The organism is Kitasatospora sp. NPDC002522 (assembly GCF_053595195.1).
Window position 1 is genome coordinate 1 of sequence record NZ_JBSFXE010000030.1, and the last position, 26,209, is coordinate 26,209.

Consider the following 26,209-nt stretch of genomic DNA (forward strand, 5'->3'; position numbering starts at 1 on the left):
GGCCCGGGGGCCGCTCGAATCGGCCCCGGAGCCACCGCCCATCGTCACACCCCCTGTCGGCGGACCCGCAAGGGATCGCCACCAGATACCGCCTGAACATCTGTCAGGCGCACACCCTTCGGTCGGTGGCTGGCCGGAGGCGAACCGGGCGGGCCGACCGTCGGCGCGCCCTTGCCCCGCCGCTCTGGCGGCGGGCACCTAGGGAGGGAACCATGCAGCCCACGACTTGTACGCAGGCCGCCCCCGACGCGGCCGACAACCTCGGGCAGCCGTCGGCGCCGGGCGCCACCGCCGCCCAGTACGCCGCCGCCGACAAGGCCGTCACCGCCGAAGTGGCCAGGACGGACGGGAAGGCCGGTGCCCTGTTGACGGCCCTGGCCCTGCCCTTCGCTGTCCTCGTTGCCGTCGTGCCCGGACACGACCTCTCGCCGCTCGCCACCGCCCTCGTGGTCGCCGGCGGTGGAGGCTTGGTCCTCGCCATGACCCTCGCCCTCACCGTCGTCCGCCCCCGCCTGGCACCCGCCGCGCCCGGCACCTGGGTCCACTGGGCCGGATGCGACCGCGCCAGCCTCGACGCGGACCTCGCGACACCCGACCCCGCGGGCCGCATCCTCGCCCTGGCGGGCATCGCCCGCGCGAAGTACGTCCTGCTGCGCCGCGCAGTGGATATCACCGTCGTCTCGCTGGTGCTCCTGGCACTCGCCCTCCCCGCAGGGCTGATCTGACCCACCGCCACCGGACGCGGACGACTGGCAACGGCCTGGGGGGCTCCCCAATTGGGGAGCCCCCCAGGCCGTCAAGGTGACGGGGCTCGCTCTCGGCGAGCGCGGCGGATCTCGCCGCCCGCGTTCGCTCGTTGAGCATGCCCAAGTTGTTCGGAGGCACGACACAGGTAGTCAGACCGCCTCGGGGCTCCCGGCGGCCTTGCTGCGGAGGCTGGTGACGGTCTGCTCGCTGGTCCGGGCCCGGCGGGCGATCGAGCTGTCGGTACGGCCCCACGAGATCGCGCGACCGATGAGCACCGCCTGCTCGGCCTCCAACGCCTTGATGTCGGCGCCGTGCACCGCTTCGGCCTTCATCTCGGCGATGTCGGCTCCGGTCACCGCCAGGCGGTTCCATTCCTGTTCCCGCAGGACGGTCCGGTGAGCGTGGGCGGCTTCCAGCGCACCGAGGAGGTTGATGCCGGCGCTCCCGGCGCGGGTGGTCACGCGCTCGGACCAGGATGCGAGCCCGGCGTCGGTGGTCATCGAGGTGATGCCGCTGTCGGCGAGGGCGCTGTGCTCGGAGTCCCAGTCCGCGAACTCCACGGCGGGGCGCGGGTCGCCTCCCAGAAGCACCGTCCGGTACCAGGACCGCACCCCCAGGACGTCGAGGTAGACGTAGGTCCCGTCATCGGCCGTGCGGCCGAAGACCTTCTTGATCTCCGGGTGCCAGTGCTCGTTGCAGCCCAGGAAGCGCGTGATGCCCTCGCACCCGTCGGCCAGCCGCTTCCGTCCGGCTCCGAGTACTCCCGGGCGGTAGACCTCGGGGAAGCGGGCCACGATCTCGGCGTAGTCGACCAGATCGGCGTCCGCGTCCGCTGTCGCGGGCTGGGCCCGGTGGTGCCGGTCGCACAGGCGGCCGATGGTGCGCCCGGCCCGGGCAGCCGTAGCCGACCAGTCCAGTTCCCCGCCGGCCTGGAAGAGGCCGTCCAGGAGGGCCTGGGCGTGCGGGGCGAGTTCCTCCAGCAGCCGGTTCGCGTCCTGGACGCCGAGGTAGGGCAGCTCCTTGACGCCGGAGTCGATGACCCAGGCCAGCAGGTCCGGCACCGGCTGGAACCACATGTGCGGCCCCCGGCCGGAGAAGAGCGTGCCGGGGTGCCACCGCCGCCACGTCTCGCGGGGGACGTCGTTGGCGGCCGTCCAGGCCGGGTTCCAGGGCTCCAGGTGCTCGGTGCTTTCGAAGAAGCGCAGCTCGCCGGTCCGGGTGTCCAGCAGGATCTGCTGGTAGTGACCGGGGGCAAAGCTCGGGTAGCTGACCGAGACCGACGAGATCACCTCGACCACCGGCGTGACGGCGACCCGCGGCGCCGCGTAACGGGCCTGCTGGACCTGCGGAACGACAATTTTGATTTCCATCTGTAGATCACTCCTGACGATGAGTCACGGCTGGGGTGGGCGTCGGCGCCGAAAGACGACGCCGCGGTTCGGTGTCGAGCAGGCCCGGTTCAGCGGGGCAGCTCGCCACCGAGGGGGTGCTCGGTGGCGTGCTGCGGGGAGATCGGCGCGGTGGCGGTGTCGTCGACGGGCCCGAGGCACAGGACCCGCTCGCCTCGCTCGCGGATGAAGCCGGAGCCCAGGCAGATGCAGTCCGGGCCGTGGCCGGGCGTCGGGACGCCGCGCCGGCAGTCCACCGGCTCTTCGTGCAGCGGGACCAGGCCCTCCTCCTGCCAGACCATGACCGCCATCACCTGTCCGGAGCCGAAGCAGCCGCCGGGGCAGTCGACTCGGTGAGGGCCGTTGCGGAGCCAGTCCGCGTAGGCGCCCCGCAGCCACGCGCGGACCTCAAAGTGGTCGAGCAGGGGCAGGTTCAGCAACCTGCGCAGCTGGTTGGCAATGCGGGCGCACTCGGTCGGGCTGTGGATGTCCGTCCCGGACTGCAGGGCGACGATGTCGAGCATCACCGCCTCGAACAGTGCCGCCTCGAACTGCCGGTCGTGCAGGGTCTCCGCGGCGACGATGCCGGGGTGGCGGCGGTCGGCGAGGTCGCTCTGCATCCACAGGTGGTAGGCGATGGCCGCCTGCTTGGACAGGCGGGGCACGGACGGGTTGTCCGGGTAGGCCTCGCGGGCGGCGGCCTGGGCGAGGGCCTCGGCCAGCAGGTTCGTCTCGGGCCGGTAGCGAATGCGCTGCCCGGCGACGACGACGTCGAACGGCGCGCAGCAGGCGGCCATGACGGCGAGGGTGTCAGCGATGTCCTGCGGGTCGCCGTCGGTGGCGTCGATCGGGAGGGTGGCCTCGGGTGCAGCGAAGGCCTCGGTGCTCATCGGTGGGTGCTCCTCACGTTCTGGTTGTGCTCGCGGCCGGCCTCGGGTGCGAGCGGGCGACGCAGTGAACCCCGCACTCCTTGACGGATCGCTTGATGCCGGGAGCGCGCGGAATAACGACTGGGCAACGGCCTGTTGGGCTCCCCAGTCGGGGAGCCCAACAGGCCGTCAAGGTGATGGGCTCGCACACCTTGATGGCGGTCCCACTGCTGGTCAGAAGGGGTGGCACACTTCGCAGCGCGGCTCGTCGCGGGGCGCGCCCTCGTGTACGGCAAGCAGGTCGCCCGCACCCCGTACGGGCACCCAGGCCGGATCGGGGCACCCCGCTTCGCAGTTCGCCAGCGCCTCGAACCCGCCGTCGCCCGGCTCGCCGCCCGCCCGGTGCCGCAGCTCCAGCCCCTCGCTCCCCAGGGACAGGCGGCCCAGGGTGATGCCGTCGCGGTTCCGCTCCTCCCAGACGAACAGGCGGGCGAGATCCGCCCCGAACACGTGCCGGGCCTCAACGTCCACCTCCGCCGGATTCCCCTCCCCCGCCGCATTGCGGCGCAGCAGGACGGTCAGCAGCGGGAGCGAGGAGAGGGTACGGACGTGGTCGATCCCCTCGGTCTTCAGGTCCGTCAGCGCGGCGGTGATCTGCTCGTGCTGCTGGACGACAACGGCCTCGGGCACCCTCGGCCCGGGCGGCCGACGCGCATTGCGCGCCAGCGCCACCACCAGCGGCGTGTCCGCCACGATCGCGGCCACCGGCACACCGCGCTGCTGCGCCCGGCAGATCAGCTCGGCCCGGTGCTCCCTGACCGCGTTGGTGGCGTCCACCACCGTGCTGAGGGAACGCAGCATCCGCTCCTCCAGCAGGGAGTGCAGGTGGGTCCACGCGGGCAGGTCGGCCAGCTGGTTACCGCGGTCTCCGGAGACCAGGCCGCGCAGCCGGTCGGAGCCGAGCACGTCGTCGCCGTCGAACGCTCCGGCCAGGGCCGACTTGCCGGAGCCGGCGCAGCCGATGATCAGCACCAGGCTGGGGTCAGGCAGGCCGAACGCGGCCAGTGCCTCCTTCGTCCCGATCACCGCTGCGCCTCCGTACCGGTGGCCAGCTGGGCGAGGACGTGGGCGCGCGGGTAGTCGGTGCCCTCCAGTCGAAGGCCGACGGCGGCCGTGGCGCGGGCGAGGTCGAGCAGGTTCCGTACCGTCCCCGGAGGCACGCCCTGGATGAGGTGGGCGCCGAGGGCGCTGCTGGCGGCGGTGAGGGCGCTGTTGGCCCGGGCGAGGCCCTCGTAGGCGAGGAGTCGGTGCGCCTCGTCCAGCAGGAGCAGGTCGGACTCCGGAGCCTGGGGGGTGGGTCGGGGGCCGGTGCGGTAGTGGGGGACCGGGTCGGGGGCGGGGAGCAGGACCCGGCTGTGCGGGTCGAGATCAACGCCGTCCTGGTGGTAGACCGCCTCGGGGAGTCGGTGTTCGTCCTCCCAGGCGTCCCGTTCCTCCGGGTCCAGGTCCGTGGGCGGGGTCAGACCGCCGTAGCGGTCGCAGGTGATTCCGGCGGCGGCCAGCTGGGTGTCGCCGAGCTCGCCGACGATGTGCTCGGTCGCGGCGGTGACCTTGTAGGCCTCGGGCTGGGGCAGGTGCGCGAACGCCTCGTCGTACTCGCGCAGGAGCTGCACGAACAGCGCCTGCCAGCCGGGCGGCATGGCCTCCAGGAACGCCCTGCGCAGGACCAGGGAGTCGGCGTAGGACAGGTGGAAGTAGGTGTGGACGTCGTCGCCAGGCGGCAGCGGGTGCTGCGGGGCGGCGCGGTGGTTGGGGTTCATGGGGTTCCTCGGGTAGTCCGGCGCTGAGTGCCGGGTGTCGGGTGGTGAGCTGTCGGGTCCTCCGACGGCGCCCGGGCGGAGCGGTAAGGCGGCGGCGGGGCGATGCGGTGGGTCAGGGCTGCGGCTGCAGCAGGCGAGCGGGAGTGGCGGGGGGCAGGCCGGGAAGCGGGACCTGGCCGGGGACCGGCGGGACCGGGGGCAGACCGGACCCGCCAGTGCGGGCGGCGGCGTGCGCGCGGTCCTCCGCACCGCAGACCGGCCGGCCGGGCACGGGCTCGCTCCAGCCGCCCGCGACGGCAACCTGGATGCTCGTGTCGACGCTGGTCCAGCCGCAGTAGTCCTCGTCCTCGAACTCCCGCCCGCACACGGTGCAGTGAGCCGACCAGGACAACCGCGGCCTCACCGCGCCAATGGAGATCCGGTACTCGGGCACCCACACGCGGCCGTGATGCAGGACGACGGCGTGCCCCACCGGGCCGCCGCCGTCCCCGGCAACGGTGAACGCGGCGAGCGCGGCGTGCTGGGCGGCGGTGATCAGGGCGGTGCCCTGGTCGGGCATCGGCCGGTGCTGGCCGGTGGCGCTCATCCACAGCGCCCACTCGGTGCTCTCGTCGCCGACCAGGTCAGCGCGCTGGGACGGTTCGGTAGCGGCAGTCATCAACATCTCCGGGCTGGTGTCGAAGGGCGCGGCACCGCCGCCCGGCCGACTGGACGACCGAACGGCGGCGCCGCGTGGCGGGCTGCGAGTCGGCGCGGCGACCGAACTCCGTCAAGACGCGGCGGCGGCCCAGCCGTCATCGGTGGTGAGGCCCCGCGCCCGCCGCGATGCGCCGCTCGAGCCCGCTGCCGGCGCCGGCGAGGTGACGAGCGGGGCGTCCGTTCGGTCTGCTAGTCACCGGCGATCACACGGGCCAGCGCCTCGAAGGCGTCCAGGGTCCGCGGATCGTACGGGCCGTACTCGGCCCGGCGGCGCTGGGCGAGTTCGTCGTAGAGGCGGGCAGCCTCCCTGAACTGGCCCCGCTCCTCCGCTTCTTCGGCCCGGGCCGCGAGCGGGTCGGCGGCGGGCTCGTCTCCTGCTGCGCCCCGGTCGGCGGGGGTCACTCGATCCTCCAGCCGCCGGAGTCGACGGCCTGCTGGGCGTCCATCGCCAGCGATTCGAGCAGGCCGCTCCACTCGGTGCCGAGCCGGACCTCGCGGACCACGTCCCGGATCTCCCCCGCCTCGCCGGCGCTGAAGAAGAAGTGGTCGCCCTTCCAGTCGCTTCCGAGGGCGGTCAGGAACCTCTCGACGGTGACGCTGTCGCCGACTCCGGCCGAGCGCAGCGCCTCGGCGAAGGCCTGGCTGCCGCTACAGCTCACGTGGCCGGTCATGGTGCCCCAGTGGAGACCCATGTTGTTCTTCCTTCCTGATGCCGCTCCCCTGACGGGCAGCGGGTCTGATCCGGCCGGACGGCCGCGCCGCCCGTCACGTCCACCGGCCGACCCGATCTGCTGGGCCGGGGAGGTGACGGGCAGCGTGATCGCCCGGCCGAATCAGACCCGGGTGCCGGCGCTGCCAGTGGCCAGGACGATCGCGGCGGTCAGCCCGTGAAGGGCGGTGGTGACGGCGTGGGCGTCCGCCGAGAGGCAGTCGGGGTCGACGCGGCGGGCGAGCGCCGCGAGCGCGATGGCGAGCGGGTCCATCCCGGCGTCGGGGCGGGCCGGCGGGGCGGGGGCGTAGCGGGCCTTGGCGATGTCCGCCAGGTCGCAGAGGGCTCCGACGATCCGCGCGGTGCCGTTGGGCAGGTCCTCGGCTTCCCGGACGGCGAGCGCGACGTGCTCGAAGCCGCTGTCCCAGGTGGCCTGGACCTCGTTTCCGTCGCCGTCTTCCGCGGCTTCGAGCAGCAGGGCGGGCACCAGGAACAGGCCCCGGCCGACCTCGGCGCGCCGGACGGGGGTGACGCCGAGCTTGTCGAGCAGGGCGTTGATCTGGTCGGCCTGGTGCCGAAGGGCGGTGTAGGTGTCGACGTCCTGGTCCACGCGCTGCTGGCAGTAGGCCGCGTCCGCGTCGGCGAACCAGTCGGGCACGGTGGTGTCCGCGGCGGCGGGGGCGGCCTCGGTGCCGGACGCCCAGGCGGAGGTGTCGGGTCGGTCGGGCAGGCCGTCCAGCACCGTCTCCCAGCTGTGGAACGTCAGGCCCTTGTCGTCGATGTAGGCCAGGGCGCCGAACTTCCGGGAGCTGACGAGCAGTTCGGGGCCGTGCCAGTAGGCGCGCTCGGGGTCCTGGTCGTCGACGATCACCTCCCAGTCGAGGCGCTGGCGCAGCCACTGGGCGATGGCCTCATGCTGCCGGGGGTGGCGGGCCGTCATCACGAACAGGCTCCAACCGGCCCGGAGGAGCCGGTCGAGGGCCTCGATCGCGCCGTGGATCGGCGGCCCGTAGATGGCGCCTTCGCGCCATCCGTCGAAGTCGTCGTGGATGACCTGGTCGAAGTCGATGCCGATGGTGAAGGCGCTGGGCGATTGGCGCTGGGCGAGGTCGGCGGCGCGGGTGGCAAGGGCGGTGGCGACGGTGAGGGCAATGGACATGACGGTTCCGTTCACGGTGGTGGTGGTTGAGGGTGGTTCGGGTGCCGGACTGCTCAGGTGCCGAGCACTCCGGCGAGGAAGCCGTCGGGCCACAGGCGGGCTTCGACGACGGCGGTGAGGACGGCGGCGAGCGGCCAGGTCCTGCCGGTGAGGCGGACCCAGCGCAGCGCTACGGAGTGCCGGGCGGCTGCCGTACGCAGCAGGTGGTGGGCGAGCAGCCAGCCGGCGGCGACGGTGATGGCCGTGCCGATGTCGGCTCGGCTGCCGCGGGTGTTGAGGTCGAAGTACGCGAGGGCGAAGGCGGTGTAGGCGGTGAGCGCGGCGAGGCGGCCGGCCAGCCAGGTGGGGCGGTCGCGCCAGCGCGTCCGCTCGGCGGTCCGGCGCTGCTGGCGCGTGCCGAACTCGAACAGGGCCCAGCGCCAGAAGACCGACCCGTTGCGGACGGTGGTGCGGGTCGCGTTCCACAGCGGGCGCTGGGTGTTTCGGTAACTGTTTGTGATGTCGCGCAGTGCGGCTTCGACCTGGTCGAGTACGGCGGTCCGGGCGGGCGGCGGGTCGGTCATGGCGGCGGCAGTGGTCCTTCGGGATCGGATGGGCGAGTGGTCGAGGGTCCTTGCGGCGCCTCGTACCCGGGCTCGGAGGGTGGCCCCGGGGCCTGGGAATCTGGTGACGTTCAGTGACATTCCAGGAGGTGCTGGCAGATCTCCCCCGGGTGCCCCGTGTCCCGCGTGGAGCGGTGCCGGAGCCTGGCCGGAGGCTGCTCACGGCCTGCTCTGGGGCTGCTCAGCGCCTGCTCGCGGGCACTGGCCGGCCGGGTTCGCCGAGCAGGTGCCGAGCAGCCCAAGAGCAGATCTGCATGTCCTTTGACCTGCGGGTTAGCAGGCGGAGCAGGTATGGGGAGGCGGGATACCTGGGGTGGCTCTCGCGCCGGCCACAGTCGGCTCGTCCCCGGCTCGGGCGAAGTTCCGGTGCGGTGCCGCCGGCCGCAGGCATGAGGCGGTCGACGCCTGATCGGCCGACGGGGGAACTCGAGGAAGATGGGTGACTTTCCGTGATTCTGTCTTCGGGATGGTGGATCTTCGAAGCCACCTGCCGGGAGACCCGGTTGTCGAGGAATCGGGCTGGAGGGCGGGGTCGGCCGGGTGGAGCCCGAGCGTGGCGGTGCTCCCGCCCCGAACACCTCCGGGGCGGAAGCACCGCCATGACTCCGTGCCCTACGGCGAGGGCCGATCGCTACGGATTGTTGTTGCCGCTCGGGAGGGCCAACGGGGCCTTGACGGTCGCCGCGAGGACGGAAAGGGCCCCTTCGGGGAGGGTCGCCGGGATGAGCAGCTCGCGCGCCACGGAGGCCGCGGGGATCTCGATGATGGAGGCGAGGACCTGACCGCGGTCCTCTCGCCGGCCGGCGACGACGGCGTAGGTGCCGACGAGGTCGGTGCGGTCGTTGGCCGCCGTGCCGCCCTGGCAGCTGCCGTTGACGACGATGGTCAGGCTGCCGGAGGCGTCGGTCAGGACGAGTTCGCGGGGGTAGCGCCCGCTGAACTCGGTGATGATGCCCTCGACGGTGACGAGGGACAGTTCGGCTGCGTTGGTCATTCTCTGCAGGTTGTCGCCGGACATGCGGTGGCGCTCCTTCATCGGTTCGGGGTGGTGCCCGCGCGGTTCGCCGTGCGGGACGATTGGGGCGGGCCGGGGACGAGACCGGCCCGCTGGGCAGTTGCTGCCCACCGGCCCCGGGGTGCTTCGTTCATCCCGGGGCCGGACCGCGTGGTTCGCGGTTCACTTCGTCAGCGCGGTTCGCCGGGGACCGGTTCGCGGTTCTCCGGAGGCCGGTTCGGACGGTCAGCGGTTCGCCAAAGCCGGTTCGCGGTTCGCCGGAGGCCGGTTCAGTTCGCCAGCGCGGTTCGCCAGGGCCGGTTCGCGGTTCGCGGGAGGCCGGTTCGGACGGTCAGCGGTTCGCCAAAGCCGGTTCGCGGTTCGCCGGGGACTGGTTCGCGGCCGTCTGCTGGACCTGGCCGCTGTCGAACTGGCGGCGGGCCTCGGCGAGGCGGTGGTGCGCCGTGGTCTTCTTCATGCCGAGTTGCTTCATCACGAACGCGAGGTCCACCGTGTCGCGCCCGTGAGCGCGGATGAGCTCGAGGACCTGCAAAACCTCCTGCTCAGCGATCTGCTGGGCCGCGCTGGTTCGACGGTTCGAACCAGCAGCAGCGGCTTCGTCGACAGTGGTTCGCGCCTCGGGTTCGTCCTGCTGCGGTCCGGTTCGCGGTTCGGCCGGGGCCGGTTCGCCGACGGTCCGGTTCGCGGGTTCGAGTTCGCGCCGGTTCGGGTTCGCGCCGGTTCGCGGCCCCGGCAGTTCGCGGTTCGCGGCCGTGACGGCCCGGTTCGCGGACTGGTTCGGCGAACCCGCCCGGGTGAGCCGGACCGCGAACTGCGGCAGGTTCGCCGGGTTCGGCGAACCGGTGACGGCGAGCACCAAGGTGGAGTTCGGGATCGGCGCGAGCGCGCGAACCGGCATCCAGTCGCCGACGCCGATCGCGCCCGCGACGAACCGGCGAACCACGCCGAGGTCGGTTCGCCGAACCATCGCCCTCCGGTTCGCCGCCGCAGTCCAGGCCAGCTCGACCGTGGACAGCGCCTCGTCGGTGATCGCCAGCGACCATGCCGCGAAGCTGTGTGCCGGATACCGGAGCCAGCGGATCAGACCGATCCGGGGCCGGACCCGGGTCACCAGGCCGGCGGCCCGCAGGGCCTTGCGGTGGATCAGGCTCGCGTACAGCTCCCACAGCACGATGCCGACGATCGACATCGCGGCGAACGAGACCGCCTTCGGGGTGAAGTGCCAGTAGGTGATCTGGTCGACCCACTTGCCGGTGGCGTAGTCATACTGGCGGCCGACGACCTGGGCGCTGGCGTGCCAGTAGTTCATCAGGGCGGCGCCGGAGGCGAAGATCCAGGTGCTGACCCGGTAGAGCGTCCCGGCGTCGCCGCTCTTGCGGGCCTGGTGGTACATCCAGGCCGTGAAGGCGGTGGACAGCTCCCACGCGGCGGCGAACAGGATCGTGAACGGCGCGATCCACCCGAGGATGTCGCGGGCGAAACCGGCCTGGCCGGTCCAGGCGACGGCCATCGGCGCGGTGATCGGCACCACGACCAGCAGCCGCTCGGCGTTGGCCCGGATGAACGCCTTCACCCGGCCGGCCACGGTGGGCTTCCCGGCGCGCTCGGCCTCGCGGGCCTCCCGCTTGAGGCGCTGGTTCTCCAGCTTGCGTGCGGTGCGGCTGGTCGCCTGCTGCAGGTACCGCTTGGCGGCGACCTCGGCCAGGTGCGCTCGGTCGTTCGCCTTCTGCGCCTGCTTCTCCAACGCCCTGGCCTTCTCCAGCGCCTCGGCGGTGTCCTTCTTGTCCTGGGCGAGCAGACGCGCGGCTTCGTCGCGGATCTGCTCGGCCTGCTTGCGGGCCTGCTCGCGGATGTTCTCCGCGTCGTCCTCGGCCCTCTCGCGCAGGGTGCCGGCCTCCTTGTCGGCAACCTCCCTCCGCTGCTGGACGTCCTGTCGGGCCTCGGAGACGATCCGGTCAGCCTCGTCGGCCGCCGCGGACCGGCTGGCCCGGGCAGCGGCCGACGCCTTCTCGACCTCCTGCTGGGCCTCCTCCCGCAGGGCATGCGCCTGGGCGCGGATCGCGTCCGCGTCCTTCTGCGCCGCCTGCCGGTCCTCCTCGGCGCGGCGGCGGGCGTCGGCCAGCAGCGCCGCCGCCTGCTCCTGGGCGTCGGCCCGGACCTTGCCAGCTTCCTTGTCTGCCGCCTCTCGCACCTGGGCGGCCCGGTTCTCGGCGCCGGTGGTGATCCACTCCGCCCTGTTCTCGGCGGTGCTGACCGCCTCCTGGGCGTGGGTGCGGTCGCGGGTCGCCGCCTTGGAGGCGTCGGCGCGGATCTGCGTCGCCTGCTGCTCGGCCTCCGCGGTGATCTGCTCGCCGGCGGCCTTCGCCTCGGCGGTGATCCGGTCGGCCTGCTGCGCCGCCGCCGTGACCACCGCGGTGGCGCTCTGCTCGGCCTCGGCCAGCTTCGCCGCACCGTCGGCGCGGACCCGGGCCAGGTGCTCCTCCGCGTCGGCGATCAGCTTCTCCGCGGCCTTCTCTGCACGGGAGGTGAGCGTCTCGGCCTCGTCAACGGCCGTCGCGCGCAGCGCCTCGGCCTCGGCCGTCCACTGCGCCGCGGTGTCGGCCTGGCGGCCGACCTCGGCCAGAGCAGCGGCGAGCCGGTCCTGGTCCGGCTGCGCGGTCGGCTGCGGAGCGGTGTCCGGCGGCTGCACGCCGGTCTGGGTGCTGCGCGTGGTGGGCCCGCCGCCGCGGCGGGCCCGCGAGTTGGACTTGCGGGGGGTCATGGTGGAGCGCTCCCTTCGGGGATGTCGGGGAAGTGGGCGGTGCGGGAACGGGGCGGGGCCGCCCGGCCGATAGCCCGGCCGGGCGGCCCCGCAGCGATGTGATCGAACGTCGTTACTTCTCGCGGGCGGCCTTGGCCTTCTCCAGCGCCTTCTCCAGGGCCTCGCGCTTGTAGCCGGAGGCGTTCTTCTGGCCCTCGACCGCACCGATCGAGGTCGTGTTGCCGCACCCAGCGTCCTTCAGCAGCTGGCGCAGCTCGTCCGCCTCGATGCCGGCGAACTCGCCGGGGCTGGCGTCGGGGTGGTCCTCGTCGAAGTCGCCCTCGTCCCGGCCGCCGATGTGCCGGGCGAGCAGGGCGAGCGTGGCCCGGTCGGTGTCCAGCTCGTCGAGCGCGGTCAGGCAGGCCCGCACCGCGCGGACGGCTTCGGACTCCAGCTGCCGGAAGTCGCCGGCCGCGTCGCCGGACAGCGTCCCGGCCCGCTCCCGCTGCGCGCGGGCGCGCTCGCACACGTCGTCGAACGCGACGCTGGTCAGGTAGTCGATGGAGACGATCTGCCACTGGTGGCCGACGGCGATGACAGCGATGGCGACGTGATCCTCCGTCAGCACGGAGGCGTCCGCACCGGCGTCGCTTGCCAGGTCGCCCAGGCACATCCGGCTGCTCCGCTTGTCCGGGCAGCGCACCGAGACCCGCACCCCGAACATGTCGCGGAATCCCGTCGGCACTTCCTCGCCGTCGGGCCGCTGGGTGCCGCAGATGAGGAAGACGCCGGCCGCCGGGCCGCCGCGCAGCAGGTTCTTCAGCTTGGCGAGGACCCGCTCCCGGCGCTTGGGCGTCATCGCGAGCAGGTACATCTGCAGCTCGTCGATCACGCCCAGCAGGATCGGGTAGCCGTGCTCGCGCGCCAGCTCCGGGGTGAGGCGGCCCTCGGGTACCAGGGAGATGTCCAGCTGCCCCAGATGGGCGTAGCGCTGCTCCATGTCCTCGGTCAGCTCGTCGAGCATGTCCTCGAACTGCAGCAGCTCCTGCTCGCCCAGGCCTTCGGTGAAGCGGTGCGCGACCTTGCGGGCGCTGCGCCAGTCCGCACCGCGCTTGGCGTTGGCCAGGTAGAGCCGCACGCCCGGGTCGAGCAGCGCGGCGGCGACGGCGATCCTCATGGCGAACGTCTTGCCGAACCTCATCATGCCGCTGAAGAACATGCTCGTGAATCCGCCAGCGAACTGGGTCGGCAGGTCGCGGCGTTCGGCCAGGATCGTCTGGCCGAACGGCACGCCGCCCCAGAAGTCCCAGAAGTCGGCGTCGGCGAGCACGCTCTGGGCGTGGCCGACGGCCAGGTACGGGTCCTCCTCGGCCACCCAGACGTCCATGCGGCGCCCGTGGCCGCCCTCGGCGGCCGGGACCTCGCGGATGGCGAGCTGGGTGATGGGGATCGACAGCTCGGCTGCGACGACGTCCTGCTTCTTCAGGACGTGCTTGACCAGCTTGCCGCCGCCGGGCGGCAGGTCCACGGTCATCGTGAAGCCGTTGCCGATCCCGTAGTCGGGCCTGGTGACGACCTGCACGCTCAGCGGCTCCCGACCCCGCTTCGGCGGGGGCAGCAGGCCAGCCGCGGTGAGCGCCGCATTCAGCAGGACGACCTCCTCGGGCAATTCGTCCGGCTGCTCCGGAGCGGGCGGCTTGGTGAAGTTCGGGGGCACGGACCCGGCCTGCCCCTGGGCACCGGGCCGGGGGCCGGTCGCCGCCGTGTCTTGCGGGCCCGGTCCGGGCGATGCCGCACCGGCCTGGGCCTGCGGGCCGCGCGCCGCACCCGCTGCGTGCTGCGCGGAGGGCTGGTCGGCGGCGGGCGCATCGGGCTCGTAGTTGAGGGGCTTGACCTCGGGGTCGGAGGAGCGCCAGTCGAGTCGGCCCTTGGCCCACGCGGCGACCAGGACACCCACGGCGGTCAGCGACGGCATCACCAGGCCGCCGATCTCGAGCTCGGCGAAGCCGACGACCAGGCCGAGCGCCGCCGTCGCCCACCGGCGCCGGTTACTCACCCGGCGCCGGTGGTTGGCGAGGTCGGCGGCCGTCGGCTGCCGGTGGCCGGTGTAAGGACGCTCCTCCATCTCCTGGGCGGCGGCCCGCCACGCCGCGGCCTCGGTCAGGAGCGCACCGGCGGTGTTCTGGGCTTCCAGGTACTCCTTGGGGTTGGTGCCGTCGCCCTTGACCGCGGCGACGACCTTCCCGGCCTGTTCCTCCAGCTCCTTGGCCTTCGCCGTGAGCCGGTTGACCTCGGCCGTCTGCTCGTCCTTCCACTTCTTGTGGCGGCTGTTGAGGTAGAGGGAGTGGAGGTGGTCGTCGGTCAGGTTGCCGGCCTTCAGCCAGGTGCCGCGCTCCTCCCGGATGACGCGCAGGCCCGCGCGGGTGGTGGCCGCCTGGCGGCGCAGCCCGTCGTTGAGGTAGGCCAGCACCCCGGTGGCCCGGCTCGGCTGCTGCTGTTCGTTGTCGGTGCTCTGCTGCTGCGGGTCGTCGGTGTCGTCGTCGATGAACTCGGCGTCGTACACGATCCGCGCGGGCGTGCTGCTCACGGTCCTCCTCCAAAGGGGGGTGCGGTGGGTTGGCCTGGTCCGGGTGGTCGCGGCCGTCCACGCCCCGTGTCCCGTCGGAACGGGTGCGGGGCGTGGGCGACCGGTGGCATCCGGGCCGGATGCTGCTAGTTGATGGCGCCGACGATCGCGGCACCTGCGCTGTTCGCGGCGGGGATGATGGTCGCGGCCACCGCGCCGCCGAGCGTCGCGGACAGGCCGAGCAGGATGCCGGAGACCACGCCCCACTTCATGCGCTTCTTGGCCTGCTCAGGGACCGGCTTCCACGCGGCGATGATCGCGATGCTCACCAGGAGCAGGACGAGACCGCCCGCGCCGTCGAGCTCCAGCGGGTTGGAGCGGACGTTGAGCGTCGTGTGCCCGCCGACCAGCCCCCACATCGCCAGGCTCCCCGCCCCGTTGCCGAGCCAGGTCACGATGCCGGTGAAGGCACCGATCAGGCCCGCGGTCGTGGCGGTGGTGAACGTGCCGTAGGCCATGCCGAGCACCACGGGGACGAGCTCCGTGGAGTTCCTCAGAGCCGCCTTGCGGTTCTTGACGTGGGTCGCGCCGAAACGGCTGAGGTAGATGACCGGGATGGCCAGTCCGGTGAGCAGGCCACCCATCGTGAGGCCGGTCGCCGGGATGTTCCACATGTTGATCTCCCATCAGGGGGTGAGTGAGCAGGGCTTTTGCCGCCCGGAGCGCCGTTGGGCGACGCCGGGCGGAGCTGGTGGAAGGACGGTCAGCTCTGGAGGTACGGCGCGCCGATGGCGTTGAGCCACGGGATCACCGTCACCGAGGCCGCACCGACGACACCGCCGGCCAGGCCGAGGGAGCTGCCGATCACGCCGCCGAGCACGATCCGGCGACGCAGCGCGGAGTCGCTGCAGCGCCACAGCACGACCAGCAGAAGCAGCAGGAGGAAGACGGCGAAGCCGCCGCCGGCCTGGAGCCCGGCGGGCTGCGCCGGGGCGAGAAGGTGTTCGGCGCCGTGGCCGGTGACGGTGTTGCCGACCTTGTTGGTGGCCTTGGCGACGTTGTGCGCGGCGAGGGCCAGCAGGCCGCCAGCGCACAGGGCGGACACCAGGCCCATCAGCAGGCCGGAGGCGAAGACGATCAGGCTTGCCCAGTCGCTCCGCCAGTGGAAACCCTCGCGGCGCCAGCGCAGGACGGTGCGGATCGAGACGAACAGCAGGGCGCCCGCGGAAACGGCGAGTCCGCCGATGGACAGCTGCGCGGGGCTGACGGCCAGGTCCATGGTCAGACCCCCGTGAACAGGTAGCTGACGGCGTGCCGGCCGACGGGCGTCAGGACGCTTGCCTCGACGACGGCGTAGGTCAGGACCCGCACCAACCAGCCGACGTACTGGTTCTTCAGCCGCGCGACCAGTTCGCCGACGGCGGCCAGCCCGGCCGCCAGCCAGACACCCTCGTAGTAGCCGGCGTCGGCCTTGTAGACGACGGCGACCAGAACCAGGCCGCCCGTCGCACGGAGAGCCTCGGTGCCTGATGTGACCACCCGCCGCAGCGAGAACCGCGGCGCCTGGACCGGAACGGCCGGGGCGCCGTAGAAGTGCTGGTGGACGACGTTGATCGAGGGGACAACCGGCGGGACGGCGGCGGGCGCGGCCTGCCTCGGGATCGTGGCGGCGGCCAGGCCGCCCCCGCCGCCGGAGCCGTACCACCGGTGCTCCGACCCGTTCGGGTCGTCGGACCCCGACGGCGGCGGGGGCGGCGGGGCGCTTGGCGGCGGGGGCGGGGGCGTTCCCCCGCCGCCCGGCGGCGGCTGGTCCCCCGAGCCCCACTCGTCGGCCTTCTCGACTCGGGTGGGGTTGATCGGCTTGTCACTCATGGCAGTCCTCCTCCGGGTCGAGCCGGTCCAGGTAGGGGGTGAAGTAGAGGCGGTCGAGCACTATCGCCGCGCCCCACAGGGCCGGCGGGACTCCGCAGGACAGCAGGAGCCAGAACAGCTGGGAGTTCTCGAGCACGGTGCACCCTCCAAGCGGTCAGGGCGGTCAGCGCCCGGGGGCCGGGGCACCCGGGCCGAGATCAGACGGGCAGGTTGGTGGCGTGGACGAGGTGGTTGACCAGGCCCAGGCCCAGCCGGGCGAGTGCGGCCACGCCCTCGTCCCGCCGGTCGGTGTCCAGGTCGCACAGGTGGCTGTCGAGCCGGGCCTTGAAGCGGCGCACCTCGGACCGCGGTGCCAGCCCGCCGGAGCGGCGGCCCGGGACGGGCAGCGTGTACAGGCGCAGGTACAGGACCAGGCGGGTCTCCGCCCGGTCGACGGCGAGCATCCGGCGCTCGAGTTGGCTCCTGGTGGTGCGGTCGAGCTCGGCCGCCGCGGCCACAAGCCGGACCGCGCCGACCAGCGTCAGGGCCCGCAGGCCCGGGCGCCGCATCTCCCGGCCGACCTTGGCCCAGTCGGGCTGGGTCAGCCCGAAGTGCGCGGCGGCCTTCGCCCCCCGCTCCGTCAACCGGTCGATCCGGGCGCTGACGGTGTTCGTCGCGGCGGCCATCAGCCGGCCGTCCGGGCCCGGTTCCGGGCGGCGCGGCGCTTCATCGCACGCCGCTCGTCCTCGCTCATGCCGCCCCAGACCCCGTGGTCCTGGCCGGTCTCCAGCGCCCACTGCAGGCACTGCTCCATGACCGGGCAGCGGCGGCAGGCCGCCTTGGCCTCCTCGATCTGCAGCAGGGCCGGGCCGCTGTTCCCGATCGGGAAGAACAGCTCCGGGTCCTCCTCGCGGCACACCGCGCGGTGGCGCCAGTCCATGGCAACTTCTCCTTCGTCTTCGGGTTCGGGATGTGCTCCCGCCTCGGGCCGGGCGGGACGGCGCCCGCTGCCCCCGGCGGCCGAAGCGGCCCGGGGCGGTGCGGGAGATCAGTCGTCGTGGTGCGCGGCCCAGGGCGGTCCGAGACCGCGGGGTGGGTCACGCTTGGTGGAGACCGGTGGTTGGTTCCGGAACTCCCCCCACCCGCCGCTCGCGGCAGATCGGGGCAACTCCGGTTTCCTGGAGAGAAGTTGGCTGCCGCCCGGACCGGGGCCCGGGCGGCAGCCGATGCTTCGGTGGTGCTTGGGTGCGTGACGGCCGCGCCTCCGTGCCAGGGAGTCGGGATGGCCGCTTCCCGCCCGGCCGGAAGCCGGGTGGGGCTCGCCTGGATGACGGGGAGGCGGGGCCCCGAGCCGAATGTCCGTGCGTCACAAGGTGAGTGGTGGTGCACCCCGGGGCGGCGTCACGCTCGCGGCCGTCGGGGCCTAACTGTGTTGGCGCTCTATGGAGTTGGGGGAAAGCAACGGGCACTTCCTTCGGGTGGTTTTCAGGCCGACCCTCCGGGTGCGGGGGTGGTGCGAGGTAGGTGCGGGGCCCCGTGGGGCCCGCCGCACCACCCCCGGCGCCGCCCTGGGAGGCATGGACATGCCAGGGCGGTTCCGAGGGACAGGCGGCGGGAAGGCGAAGCCGAACTGCCAGGTGGGACTGGCGGGGAGTTACTGGCCGGAGCCGGTGTCGGAGCCGCCGCCGTTCTCCTTGGCGGGGTCCTTGCGGACCCTGCGCAGTGCTTCGTCGGCTTGGTTGGCCAGGGGCTCGGGGGTGAGCGTCATCGGGCACCCCCGGCCTCGGCCGTGTACGGGCGGCCGAAGTTGCGCACCGTGTGCTGCTCGGCGCCAGGCTGGCCGTACGGGTCCGGGCTGTACTCGCGCTGGCCGTCCTTGTCGGTCGCGGCGGACGCGGGGTGGACCTCGCGCGGCTGGCCCGTTGCCGCCGCCGGGTCGTAGCGGTGCCAGCCGCCGGACGACGATCCGCCGGTGTGGGTGGTCGTCCCCGAGCTGGTGGTGGAGGGCCGGCTGGAGCCGAGTCCCAGGTAGGACTTCGCGCTGTCGAGCAGGCCCATCAGACCGCACCCCCCACCAGCTGCTCCTGGAGCTGGGCGGCCTGGTCCTGGATGTCCTGGATTTCGGCCTGGCTCTGGCCCCAGCCGGCGATCCGGTCGTCCAGCCAGGCCCGTTCGGCGGCCGTCGGCTCGAACTCGGGGGCGGTGTGGTCGGCGGTGCCGACCTGCGACATCATGTTGCTCACGGCGAGTGACTCCCTCAGTGAAGTTGAGGATGATGGCGATCGCCGCGGTGCGGATTGCGACCCGCGCCGGCTGCGGGCCCGGGAGTGCGACATCCCGGGCCCGCAGTGCGTTCCCCGGGTTGCGACTCCCGGTTCCAGCACAGCGATCTGACGTTGCGCCAGCCTGCCCGGGTTGCGACTCCCGGCTTGCTTGGCGACGTGACAACCATGGCATGGTGCCGATCGGCCCGTCAAGGCTAATGCGCATCTGCCCGTAAAAACTTTCGCTGATGCGCAGTAGTTGCTGATGTGGTTCACTACTGTGCACAGACATCACGCGCTCGTGGACGAAGGGGGTATCCGAGTGGCCGCCAGGTGGGAGCAACTCGCCGAGGAGCTGGAAGCGGAGATCGCCCAGTTGGAACCGGGCAGCGCCGCTCCGAGCATGAAGCAGTTGCTCGATGCTGGACGTGGCTCCACCACCACGATCAGCGCCGCCTACCGCGAGCTGAAGCGCAAGGGCCTGGTGAAAGGTGTGCGCGGCAGCGGGTACCTCGTGCGGGACCGTCGTCCCATCAAGATCCGGCTCAATCGGTACGGCAGCACCGTGGAGCCGGGAGGCAGCTTCGGACCTTGGGAAAGTGCCCTCGCGGCGCAGGGCCTCGAGGGCCGGATGCTTCTGGTGGCCACGTCCGAGGGTGAGGCGCCGGCCAGCGTGGCCGCGAAGCTGCGCCTCACGGAGGCGCGCGGCTACACCGTCGTGGGGCGTACTCGTCATGCGGTTCTGGAAACCGCGGCAGGGGACGAGGTGGTGCAGCTCCAGCAGGCCTGGTACCCCGTGGACGTGGCGCGCGCGGCCGGACTCGACGGTGACGACAAGGTCGTCGGAGGCACGTTGGCCCGCCTGGCCGCAGCCGGCCTGGTCGGTTCCGCCTCCGAGCGCGTGTTCCTCCGCGAAGCGACGAAGGCCGAAAGCGGACTTCTCGACCTTCCGCCCGGAAGCCTGGTCGTCCAGATCGAGCGCCTGCTGTTCGACGGGGACGACAGACCCGTCGAGCTGCTGCAGATCGCGGCCGACCCGAGCCGGACCGAGCTCGTCTACGACGGCCTGGAGCTCAACGGACTCCGCTGACGCCGGACTCCGGCCGCTGCCGGAGTCCACGCACCGAGCTCTACGCACTTGCCCTCCCCTCTGCTATTTCCGGCCACAACGGCCGCCGGGGATCAAGCATGGGGAGATCACAACCGGAGGGGGAGATCCCTCCGGACCAGTGGTGGCCCAGTTCTGGCCCACTTCTGGATCAGTTTCGGCAGACTCAGCGACAAAGATCGGGGAGGGAGTGGAATCGTGGTCACCCGCGTCGAACGGTGGACGGGTCGGGAGGCATCAGCTCTCCAGCAGGTGCTGAGGATGTCGGACCGCGCGTTCGCCGAGCATCTCGACATCTCGCGGAACACTGTCGTCACCTGGCGCCAGAAGGGGGCAAGCGTCATGTGCAACTCAAATACTGCCCAGCTGCTCGACAGCGCCGTCGCCCTGCTCTCCCCTGCTGATCGCGCGGAATTCCAGCGTCGACTCCAGCAGAACGGCGAAGTGAATTTGCCGTCGGAAGCGGGCCCCAGCGCCGGCCCCCAACTCTCCCTGGTGTCGCACCAGTTCATCCCGGTCCAGCTCGGAACGTCGGCAGAGATCCTGTTCCGCGCAGGCACCGAGCACCCGCACGGCCCGGCCGAGCTGGACCAGCGCACCCACGCTCTTCGCGGGAACACGGACGACCGGCGTGCGCGACTGCACGTCTACGGCTTCGGGATCGGCGTCCTGCACCTGGAGCAGAACCTCCGGCCGAACTCCGTGACGGAGCTGGCACTGTGGCGCTACCCCTCGTACCCGGGAAACCGTCGCTGGACGCAGCAGGCCGTCATGGAGCTGGCAACGACCCTGGTAGGGCGCGAGGTGACGATCGACCAGCCGGAGTACGTGCTGTCGGTCTACGAGGTGCGCACCCACCCCTGGAGCAGTGGCGACCTCGACACCGGGCTGCAGTTGATGGCCACGCCGTCCGTGCTGGTCGACCGGTCGGACGAGCTCAGGCCGGTCTCGCTGGGCATCGAAGCAGACCGCTTCGAACAGGGGTGGAGCCACCGCGACGCAATCCGTTTCGCCGGCGGTGTCTCACACGGGGTGGCCGGGTGGTCGGGCGTCGCCTACCACCCGGACCCCGCAGAGCGCGCCCTGCCGATCGGCGCCATCGTCGCCTTGGAGCTCGACCTCCAGGCCTTGTGGGCGCTCTCCCTGCGCATGCTCCACCCGGTGAAGAACGGTCAGGACCCCGAGACGCTGCCCTCCGTCGGCTGGCGCTGGCTGCGCGGCGTCCTCACCAAGCTGACCTCGGCCGGACCGACGGAGACGGCGCAGCACCGCGCTATGCGGGAGGCGATCGTGGGGACCAGCGACCTTCCCAAGCAGCTGTCCACCGCGCTGGAAGCCCTGAAGGAGATCGCCCCGTGAGTAGCCAGACTTCCCCCGCGGCGCTGACCTCGACCGTCCTGGTCGTAGTCGACGTCCAGGTTGGCTTCGTCAACGAGGCCAGTGCGCCCGCGGTCCCGGTGGCCACCGGCCTTCTGGAGGCGTGGCAGGACGCCGGCGGGGCGTCGATCGTGGCGTCCTTCCACAACCCTCCGAACTCGCCGTACGAGAAGATCAGCAGCTGGACCAAGCTGCGCACGGACGCCGAGCAGGCTCTCGCACCCGGCCTGCAGCGCCTCGCCGATCGAGCGACAGCGGCGGTCACCAAGACCACCTCGAACCTGTTCCTGGCGGACGGCGTCCTCGACCTGTTCCGGACCTCCGGATGGACGGACCTCGTCGTCTGCGGAATCGACACCGACTCCTGCGTGTACGACACCGCCGTCGGGGCCTACCACCACGGCATCACCCCATGGGTGGTCGCCGACGCGTGCGCCTCCTCCGGCGGTACGCGCTACCACGACATCGGACTCGAACTCGCCGGCCGCAACCTCGGACGGCGCTTGATCGTCACCAGTTCCCGGGTCATGACCTGGCTCAACTCCACGGGGGACCACCAGTGAAGGCGACGCCGCAGGACGCCGAGCTGCTCATCGTCGGTGCCGGCCCGGCCGGATGCGCCGCGGCCATCATGGCCGCCAGCATCGGGATGACCTCCGTGCTCATCGACGCGGAGCCTCGACCCGGCGGAAAGCTCTGGCAGATCGGCCACCTGGAGAACCTCCCCGGCGGTTGGACGGACGGCCCCAGCTACGCCAGGTCTCTCATCGGCGACCTGGCCCGTCTCGGCGACGCCTGTCGGTTCCAGGAGGCGGAGGTCATCGCGGTGAACGCCAGCGAGGACCAGGTCGCAGTCACGCTCGCGGACGGCGGTGTGCTGACGGGCCGCCACCTCATCGTCGCTACCGGCGTGCGGGCCGCGAAGGCCAGCGACGTCGCTTGGATCAGCGCGGAGACGGAGCTGTCGGCGTTGTGGTCAGCTCCCGTCCCGGCGCCCGGTCAGCACATGGTGGTGGTCGGAGCAGACCGGCCTCTCGGAACCTGGCTGCGCACGCACCCCGACTTCGGCCAGAAACTGACGGTCCTTCATCCCGCAGCGGACGACTACAAGGCCCACGAGGTGCGCGATGACCCTCGCGTGGAGCTGGTGCGCGTGGCGCACGTAGCCGTTCGGGGAGCCGGACCGTTCGAGATCGAGTTCAGGCCCGCCGGCACCGCTGGGCAGAAGGCCATCGGCGTCGACTCCGTGTTCGCCAACCTGGGGTCGGTGCCGGCCTCGTTGCCCGGCCTGGTGTCGACCGCGGACGGATACTGCCCGCCCGCGGATCAGCACCCGCGGATCACCATCGCCGGCGATCTGTGCGCGAAACAGAACCAGCGCGTGTTGATCGCAGGGGGAGGCGGAGGGACCGCCGCTCTCTTCCATTACTACCGGGAGGAGCGAGCCGGAAGCGCTGGACCGACACACCAGACGCCTTGAGGCAAAGGCGTGGCGGCTAGGCCCAGCATTGGGTTTAGGATCAGGTGCTGACTGTAATCGCCATTGGGAGTTGGAATCCCCGACAGGCGAGACAAGTCGGACAAAAAGAATAGGCCCCTGGGGTCGCCGAGCGGGATTGGAAGTCCCACTGGATCGGCGGCCGGGGGCCCGAGTCTGGGGCCGTGGATCAGACGGCTCCGAGTGACTCGTAGCGGAACACCTAATCGAGGATGGTGTAGCGCTGTGAATCAGCGTACCCGGATCACGGGCTCCAGGTGCAACAGCACCCGGCCGATGTCGTGCGGCACATCGCCGCTCCCGGCCTTCCACCTCAAGACTTCCCTGCTGAACGCTGCCCTGCAGCTGGTGGGGTTCATCTCCGCGCGCTACGCCCGATCGGGCTGGGCCCGCGTGGAACCGCTCGCGCTCCGAGTCGTCAGGAACGCGGGTCTCGCCGCGGCTGCCGAATGCAGCCGGCCCGGTGTGGGGGTGGAGATGACCTAGGCCGTCGGGGGCGGCGCCTCGTCCCGCTGACTCTCCTTGCCGGGAGGGTTGTGCGGTAAGGGCCGCCCGGGTGTCGACCGGGATTGCCGCCCGGTGAAGCACCCAGATCTTCCTCGCGAGTGACCGCCTTGCCGGGCCTGTCGACTCGATTTCATCGGTTCCCCAAGAACCACAGCCGACCCCAGCGGGGGCCTTCTGCGTGCCCTCGCCAACTTCGCGAAGACGAGGTCATGATGCAGCATCGTGCTGCCGTTTTCCACTTCGCCGTACCCGCGCGCCGTCGAAACCGCCCAATTTCAGACGAACGCCGTCTCTGCGACGGACCGTCAATCCGGCTTGTGCGCCGCCCAGTTGGCTCCGGGAGTGGCCGGTGACCGCGATCCCGGGGGCCCGGACCAGCAGGTCTGGGGTGTTGCCGCGCCAGCGCCCGAAGCCGTCCGCCTCCACCTTCCCCGCGCCGGACGGCGCGCCGATGGGCGCCGAGCGGGCGTTCTGGTGCCGGTTCCCGGCCGCCTGGCTGACCAGGTACACCGGAGACACGATCCGCACCGTCACCACCGTCGCCGACTACGCCCGGCGCAGCGGCTCGTGCTGGGCATCGAACGCTACCCTCGCCAGCGCCCTGGGGCTGCACGAGAAGACCGTGGCGGCAACGCTGCGGGAGGTCGAGGGCATCCTGGTGCTGGCCGACCAGCCCTCCCCCAACGGCACGCTCGGCCGGCGGGCCCGGCCGGTCGGCGAGGACGAGCTCGCGGTGACCATCTCCTCGCTCGCCCGCAACGCCCTGTCCGGCCACCGGTTCAAGGTCTACTGCGCGATCTCGCTGCGCTCTGACCTGGGGCTGAGCGCCTCGGCGTCCGCGCTGGCGCAGGCCTGCGGGATGAGCGCGGAGGCGTGCCGGACGATCGCCCGGGACCTGGTGGCTGACGGCTGGGTGTCCCGGGACGCCCCGGTGGGCCGGGCCCCGAAGTACGACGTGCACCCGGCCCCAGTGGCCGGTGCGGCGGCGCAGCTCGCCCTGTTCGCGCAGCCCAGGCAGTCGGCCCGGCCCGAAGGCGTGCCCGGGCTCGAGGGCGACGTCGCCGACCCGGCCGACGTGGTCTGCGAGGGCCAGCTGGCGCTGTTCGGGGAGGGCTCCGAGGAGCTGCTGACCCCCCTCGTTCCGGCTCCCGTGACCCCCCTGCTCTCGCTTCCGCAGGCCCCCCTCGTCGCGGCTCCACAAACAGGCCACCTACAACAAGCTCACTTCAACAAGCCGAGCGCCGTAGATGGTTGCTTCTCCCGCGTAGCGGACACGTTGGTGACGCGCGACGCACATGCGCGCGAGGACGTGCCCGCCGGACGCGGCCCGGTGGATGCCTTCGGCCGCCCGCTTCGCGGGGACAAGCAAGCATCTCGAGTCGGCACGGGAACGAAGGCAGGCAACCGGTCCGGCCAGCAGTCCGGGGTCCGGCTGCTGCGCTGGGACATCGGTCTGGATGTTGACCTGCGGGTTGCTCTCCAGCCAGCTGAGGATCTGCTGCGGCGGGTGACCAGCACCTCCACCCGGGAGTTCCTCGCCGGCCACGTCCGCGCCGCCCTGGGGAACATCTCCCGTTGGACCGGTGCCGCCCACGCACCCACCGCGCTGGCAGAGCGCCTGACCTGGCGGCTCAAGCGCCAGGGCGGCAGCGCCCTGGTCGACGACCCGATCGGCTGGATGCTGCGCCGCGGCCTGCCCCAGGGCCAGTCCTGCTCGAACCAGGCGTGCGACGACGGCATCCGCCTTGACTCCGGGGCGGACTGTGTGACCTGCGAGCTGCGGGTGGAGGACCGGCGTACGACCCGGGCCGCCGTGGCCGGCCAGGTCCTGGCCGAGATGCCCGACGCCACCGACTGCGAGCTTCAGGCCGAGCGCGAGCGGCGCCTGCACGACCTGGCGATGCGCCGGTCCGAGGCCCTGGCCTCCGCCGAGCGCGAGGCCGAGCAACGCCGCCTGCGCTACGAAGCCGAGCGCGACGAGCGAGAGGCCCGGGAGGCAGCTGCCGAGGCGGCCCGCCTGGCCGTGGCGTGCGAGGACTGCCAGGCCCCGCAGTCGGCGGGGCTGTGCCTGCGCTGCAGCAGCCGCCGGGGCACTCGCGTGGCCATGGTGGAGACGGTCAACTTCAATCTCGCGATGACCACCCTGACCTGCTGGGACGACGTGCGGGCCGTGGTCGACCGGGTCAACGCGGAGATCACCGGGGAGCTGGTCGCCGCCCGCAACCCCGAGGCGGACCGCGACATGATCGCGGCCTCCGACCGGGTCAACGCCGAGACCTACCGCGACCGAGCCCACCACCGCGCGCTGCAGCACTGGGCCCGCTCCGCCGCCGCCTGCGAGGAAGCCGAGCTGGCGAGCGCGGCCGAGCTGCGCCGCGCCCACCGGTACGAGACCCGCTCGGACGCCGAGAAGGCCGCGTTCGAAGCCGGGGAGCGCGCCCGGCTGGCCGCCGCCCGTGAACTGCTCGAGCAGCAGCTGCGGTTCGTCCGCTCGCTGCGCCGGCCTCGCCCGAACCCCGCCACGCCCTCCGTGCGCGCCTACCGCCGAGACTTCCAGGAGTGCTCATGACCAGCAACGACGCCCCGGCCGGGCCGGCGGCGGCAACGGCCACCACGTTCACCGAACGGCTGAACAGCTTTGAGGCCTGCCCGGCGCCGGGAAGCCCGCAGGCTCCGGCCATGCCCTGCAAGGACTGCGGCTCACCAGCACCGGCCGACCGCTGCGCCGCGTGCGCCGGCCGCCGGACCGCCCGCGAGGTCATGGCCGATGTCGTCGACTACCACCTCGCTATGGCGGACCTGGAGACCTGGGAGGACGTGCGGGCCGTCGTCGCCCGGGTCAACGCCGAGCTGGGCGAGGCGATGAATGCGGCCCGCAACCCCGGGCAGGACCGGGAGATGGCCGCCTTCTCCGACCGGCTCACCGTCGAAGTCCTGCGCGACCGGGCGGAGGCCCTCGCCGAGCAACACTTCACCCAGCTCACCGGGCGTCCGCAACGGGCCCGGCGGCACTCCGACGACAACCCGCCGCCGCGCGCCAGCCGGGGAGCCAGCGACTACCTGGACCAGCTCCTCGCCCGCCGCGCCGACGGCGAGACCCTGCTGGACCGTCGCCTCGCCCACGCCCGGCTCCTGCGTTGGGCGGCCGGCCGCGGGCCAGCGCGATGAAAGCGCTGGTCGGCGCGCAGGGAATCGGCCGACAGGACGCGATCCGGCCGCAGCCGGTGAAGGCCTCACGCGCCCCGGTAGCACCTGCAACACTGAGCGTGACATCGCCTGTGCGGCGGGGG

General features: G+C 72.3%; 27 protein-coding genes. 7 read left to right on the forward strand and 20 right to left on the reverse strand.

Annotated features, from left to right (window positions below):
• Nucleotides 1-212 precede the first annotated feature (212 nt).
• Nucleotides 213-725: a Pycsar system effector family protein gene (locus ACWD4U_RS23820; RefSeq protein ID WP_363456594.1), complete on the forward strand. Its 513-nt coding sequence runs from the start codon at nucleotides 213-215 to the stop codon at nucleotides 723-725.
• A 171-nt stretch (nucleotides 726-896) separates the two neighbouring features.
• On the opposite strand, the gene ACWD4U_RS23825 is transcribed toward ACWD4U_RS23820, so the two are convergent.
• The 20 genes from ACWD4U_RS23825 to ACWD4U_RS23920 all read right to left on the reverse strand — a co-directional run bounded on the left by ACWD4U_RS23825 (nucleotide 897) and on the right by ACWD4U_RS23920 (nucleotide 18,408).
• The gene (locus tag ACWD4U_RS23825) at nucleotides 897-2,117 is read right to left on the reverse strand and encodes a hypothetical protein (RefSeq protein ID WP_363456592.1); all 1,221 of its coding nucleotides are present in this window, start codon (nucleotides 2,115-2,117) and stop codon (nucleotides 897-899) included.
• Nucleotides 2,118-2,206: 89 nt separating this feature from the next.
• Entirely contained in the window at nucleotides 2,207-3,025 is an 819-nt protein-coding gene (locus ACWD4U_RS23830) for a hypothetical protein (protein WP_363456589.1), read from the reverse strand.
• Between the two features lie 213 nt (nucleotides 3,026-3,238).
• Nucleotides 3,239-4,090, reverse strand: a complete 852-nt coding sequence (locus tag ACWD4U_RS23835; protein WP_363456586.1) for an AAA family ATPase — start codon at nucleotides 4,088-4,090, stop codon at nucleotides 3,239-3,241.
• Nucleotides 4,087-4,824, reverse strand: coding sequence for a hypothetical protein (locus tag ACWD4U_RS23840; RefSeq protein ID WP_363456584.1), 738 nt, complete (start codon nucleotides 4,822-4,824; stop codon nucleotides 4,087-4,089). Before ACWD4U_RS23840 ends, ACWD4U_RS23835 begins: the two co-directional genes overlap by 4 nt.
• Before the next feature lie 112 nt (nucleotides 4,825-4,936).
• Nucleotides 4,937-5,482 carry a hypothetical protein gene (locus ACWD4U_RS23845; RefSeq protein ID WP_363456582.1) on the reverse strand — a complete coding sequence of 182 codons (546 nt, stop codon included), beginning with the start codon at nucleotides 5,480-5,482 and terminating at the stop codon, nucleotides 4,937-4,939.
• Between the two features lie 230 nt (nucleotides 5,483-5,712).
• Nucleotides 5,713-5,925, reverse strand: a complete 213-nt coding sequence (locus ACWD4U_RS23850; protein ID WP_363456579.1) for a hypothetical protein — start codon at nucleotides 5,923-5,925, stop codon at nucleotides 5,713-5,715.
• Nucleotides 5,922-6,215: a hypothetical protein gene (locus ACWD4U_RS23855; protein ID WP_363456576.1), complete on the reverse strand. Its 294-nt coding sequence runs from the start codon at nucleotides 6,213-6,215 to the stop codon at nucleotides 5,922-5,924. Before ACWD4U_RS23855 ends, ACWD4U_RS23850 begins: the two co-directional genes overlap by 4 nt.
• A 141-nt stretch (nucleotides 6,216-6,356) precedes the next feature.
• Complete coding sequence (locus tag ACWD4U_RS23860) at nucleotides 6,357-7,391, reverse strand: hypothetical protein (RefSeq protein WP_363456573.1); 1,035 nt, start codon at nucleotides 7,389-7,391, stop codon at nucleotides 6,357-6,359.
• Nucleotides 7,392-7,444: 53 nt separating this feature from the next.
• Nucleotides 7,445-7,954, reverse strand: coding sequence for a hypothetical protein (locus tag ACWD4U_RS23865; protein WP_363456570.1), 510 nt, complete (start codon nucleotides 7,952-7,954; stop codon nucleotides 7,445-7,447).
• 670 nt (nucleotides 7,955-8,624) lie between these two features.
• Nucleotides 8,625-9,011: a hypothetical protein gene (locus ACWD4U_RS23870; protein ID WP_363456567.1), complete on the reverse strand. Its 387-nt coding sequence runs from the start codon at nucleotides 9,009-9,011 to the stop codon at nucleotides 8,625-8,627.
• A 328-nt stretch (nucleotides 9,012-9,339) separates the two neighbouring features.
• On the reverse strand, nucleotides 9,340-11,769 hold the full coding sequence (locus ACWD4U_RS23875) for a DUF2637 domain-containing protein (RefSeq protein WP_363456564.1): 2,430 nt from the start codon (nucleotides 11,767-11,769) through the stop codon (nucleotides 9,340-9,342).
• Between the two features lie 112 nt (nucleotides 11,770-11,881).
• Complete coding sequence (locus tag ACWD4U_RS23880; protein WP_363456561.1) at nucleotides 11,882-14,335, reverse strand: hypothetical protein; 2,454 nt, start codon at nucleotides 14,333-14,335, stop codon at nucleotides 11,882-11,884.
• 125 nt (nucleotides 14,336-14,460) lie between these two features.
• The gene (locus tag ACWD4U_RS23885; RefSeq protein WP_030237361.1) at nucleotides 14,461-14,988 is read right to left on the reverse strand and encodes a hypothetical protein; all 528 of its coding nucleotides are present in this window, start codon (nucleotides 14,986-14,988) and stop codon (nucleotides 14,461-14,463) included.
• Nucleotides 14,989-15,077: 89 nt separating this feature from the next.
• On the reverse strand, nucleotides 15,078-15,593 hold the full coding sequence (locus tag ACWD4U_RS23890) for a hypothetical protein (protein WP_363456558.1): 516 nt from the start codon (nucleotides 15,591-15,593) through the stop codon (nucleotides 15,078-15,080).
• 2 nt (nucleotides 15,594-15,595) lie between these two features.
• Nucleotides 15,596-16,186 (reverse strand): hypothetical protein, encoded by a 591-nt coding sequence (locus ACWD4U_RS23895; protein ID WP_363456556.1) that lies wholly within the window; start codon nucleotides 16,184-16,186, stop codon nucleotides 15,596-15,598.
• The gene (locus ACWD4U_RS23900) at nucleotides 16,179-16,322 is read right to left on the reverse strand and encodes a hypothetical protein (protein WP_363456553.1); all 144 of its coding nucleotides are present in this window, start codon (nucleotides 16,320-16,322) and stop codon (nucleotides 16,179-16,181) included. The genes ACWD4U_RS23895 and ACWD4U_RS23900 overlap by 8 nt, the downstream gene beginning before the upstream one ends.
• 61 nt (nucleotides 16,323-16,383) lie before the next feature.
• Nucleotides 16,384-16,851 carry a hypothetical protein gene (locus ACWD4U_RS23905; RefSeq protein WP_363456550.1) on the reverse strand — a complete coding sequence of 156 codons (468 nt, stop codon included), beginning with the start codon at nucleotides 16,849-16,851 and terminating at the stop codon, nucleotides 16,384-16,386.
• Nucleotides 16,851-17,105 (reverse strand): WhiB family transcriptional regulator, encoded by a 255-nt coding sequence (locus ACWD4U_RS23910; RefSeq protein ID WP_363456547.1) that lies wholly within the window; start codon nucleotides 17,103-17,105, stop codon nucleotides 16,851-16,853. Before ACWD4U_RS23910 ends, ACWD4U_RS23905 begins: the two co-directional genes overlap by 1 nt.
• 824 nt (nucleotides 17,106-17,929) lie before the next feature.
• Entirely contained in the window at nucleotides 17,930-18,223 is a 294-nt protein-coding gene (locus ACWD4U_RS23915) for a hypothetical protein (RefSeq protein WP_363456544.1), read from the reverse strand.
• Nucleotides 18,223-18,408: a hypothetical protein gene (locus ACWD4U_RS23920; RefSeq protein WP_363456541.1), complete on the reverse strand. Its 186-nt coding sequence runs from the start codon at nucleotides 18,406-18,408 to the stop codon at nucleotides 18,223-18,225. Before ACWD4U_RS23920 ends, ACWD4U_RS23915 begins: the two co-directional genes overlap by 1 nt.
• A gap of 343 nt (nucleotides 18,409-18,751) precedes the next feature.
• On the opposite strand from ACWD4U_RS23920, the gene ACWD4U_RS23925 reads away from it, so the two are divergent.
• The 6 genes from ACWD4U_RS23925 to ACWD4U_RS23950 all read left to right on the forward strand — a co-directional run bounded on the left by ACWD4U_RS23925 (nucleotide 18,752) and on the right by ACWD4U_RS23950 (nucleotide 26,087).
• Nucleotides 18,752-19,519, forward strand: a complete 768-nt coding sequence (locus tag ACWD4U_RS23925; protein WP_363456538.1) for a GntR family transcriptional regulator — start codon at nucleotides 18,752-18,754, stop codon at nucleotides 19,517-19,519.
• 216 nt (nucleotides 19,520-19,735) lie between these two features.
• On the forward strand, nucleotides 19,736-20,896 hold the full coding sequence (locus ACWD4U_RS23930) for an XRE family transcriptional regulator (RefSeq protein ID WP_363456536.1): 1,161 nt from the start codon (nucleotides 19,736-19,738) through the stop codon (nucleotides 20,894-20,896).
• Nucleotides 20,893-21,477, forward strand: coding sequence for an isochorismatase family cysteine hydrolase (locus ACWD4U_RS23935; RefSeq protein WP_363456533.1), 585 nt, complete (start codon nucleotides 20,893-20,895; stop codon nucleotides 21,475-21,477). The genes ACWD4U_RS23930 and ACWD4U_RS23935 overlap by 4 nt, the downstream gene beginning before the upstream one ends.
• A complete protein-coding gene (locus tag ACWD4U_RS23940) occupies nucleotides 21,474-22,394 on the forward strand; it encodes an FAD-dependent oxidoreductase (protein WP_363456530.1) in 921 nt (306 codons plus the stop codon). The genes ACWD4U_RS23935 and ACWD4U_RS23940 overlap by 4 nt, the downstream gene beginning before the upstream one ends.
• 874 nt (nucleotides 22,395-23,268) lie before the next feature.
• Nucleotides 23,269-25,488 carry a helix-turn-helix domain-containing protein gene (locus tag ACWD4U_RS23945; RefSeq protein WP_363456527.1) on the forward strand — a complete coding sequence of 740 codons (2,220 nt, stop codon included), beginning with the start codon at nucleotides 23,269-23,271 and terminating at the stop codon, nucleotides 25,486-25,488.
• Nucleotides 25,485-26,087 (forward strand): hypothetical protein, encoded by a 603-nt coding sequence (locus tag ACWD4U_RS23950; RefSeq protein ID WP_363456524.1) that lies wholly within the window; start codon nucleotides 25,485-25,487, stop codon nucleotides 26,085-26,087. The genes ACWD4U_RS23945 and ACWD4U_RS23950 overlap by 4 nt, the downstream gene beginning before the upstream one ends.
• The last annotated feature ends 122 nt before the right edge of the window (nucleotides 26,088-26,209 follow it).

Coding starts and splice junctions, on each gene's coding strand:
- ACWD4U_RS23860 (WP_363456573.1), bottom strand. CDS start 7,391: ATGTCCATTGCCCTCACCGTCGCCACCGCCCTTGCCACCCGCGCCGCC.
- ACWD4U_RS23895 (WP_363456556.1), bottom strand. CDS start 16,186: ATGAGTGACAAGCCGATCAACCCCACCCGAGTCGAGAAGGCCGACGAG.
- ACWD4U_RS23890 (WP_363456558.1), bottom strand. CDS start 15,593: ATGGACCTGGCCGTCAGCCCCGCGCAGCTGTCCATCGGCGGACTCGCC.
- ACWD4U_RS23830 (WP_363456589.1), bottom strand. CDS start 3,025: ATGAGCACCGAGGCCTTCGCTGCACCCGAGGCCACCCTCCCGATCGAC.
- ACWD4U_RS23915 (WP_363456544.1), bottom strand. CDS start 18,223: ATGGGCCTGCTCGACAGCGCGAAGTCCTACCTGGGACTCGGCTCCAGC.
- ACWD4U_RS23870 (WP_363456567.1), bottom strand. CDS start 9,011: ATGTCCGGCGACAACCTGCAGAGAATGACCAACGCAGCCGAACTGTCC.
- ACWD4U_RS23855 (WP_363456576.1), bottom strand. CDS start 6,215: ATGGGTCTCCACTGGGGCACCATGACCGGCCACGTGAGCTGTAGCGGC.
- ACWD4U_RS23875 (WP_363456564.1), bottom strand. CDS start 11,769: ATGACCCCCCGCAAGTCCAACTCGCGGGCCCGCCGCGGCGGCGGGCCC.
- ACWD4U_RS23845 (WP_363456582.1), bottom strand. CDS start 5,482: ATGACTGCCGCTACCGAACCGTCCCAGCGCGCTGACCTGGTCGGCGAC.
- ACWD4U_RS23905 (WP_363456550.1), bottom strand. CDS start 16,851: ATGGCCGCCGCGACGAACACCGTCAGCGCCCGGATCGACCGGTTGACG.
- ACWD4U_RS23885 (WP_030237361.1), bottom strand. CDS start 14,988: ATGTGGAACATCCCGGCGACCGGCCTCACGATGGGTGGCCTGCTCACC.
- ACWD4U_RS23910 (WP_363456547.1), bottom strand. CDS start 17,105: ATGGACTGGCGCCACCGCGCGGTGTGCCGCGAGGAGGACCCGGAGCTG.
- ACWD4U_RS23825 (WP_363456592.1), bottom strand. CDS start 2,117: ATGGAAATCAAAATTGTCGTTCCGCAGGTCCAGCAGGCCCGTTACGCG.
- ACWD4U_RS23840 (WP_363456584.1), bottom strand. CDS start 4,824: ATGAACCCCAACCACCGCGCCGCCCCGCAGCACCCGCTGCCGCCTGGC.
- ACWD4U_RS23820 (WP_363456594.1), top strand. CDS start 213: ATGCAGCCCACGACTTGTACGCAGGCCGCCCCCGACGCGGCCGACAAC.
- ACWD4U_RS23950 (WP_363456524.1), top strand. CDS start 25,485: ATGACCAGCAACGACGCCCCGGCCGGGCCGGCGGCGGCAACGGCCACC.
- ACWD4U_RS23865 (WP_363456570.1), bottom strand. CDS start 7,954: ATGACCGACCCGCCGCCCGCCCGGACCGCCGTACTCGACCAGGTCGAA.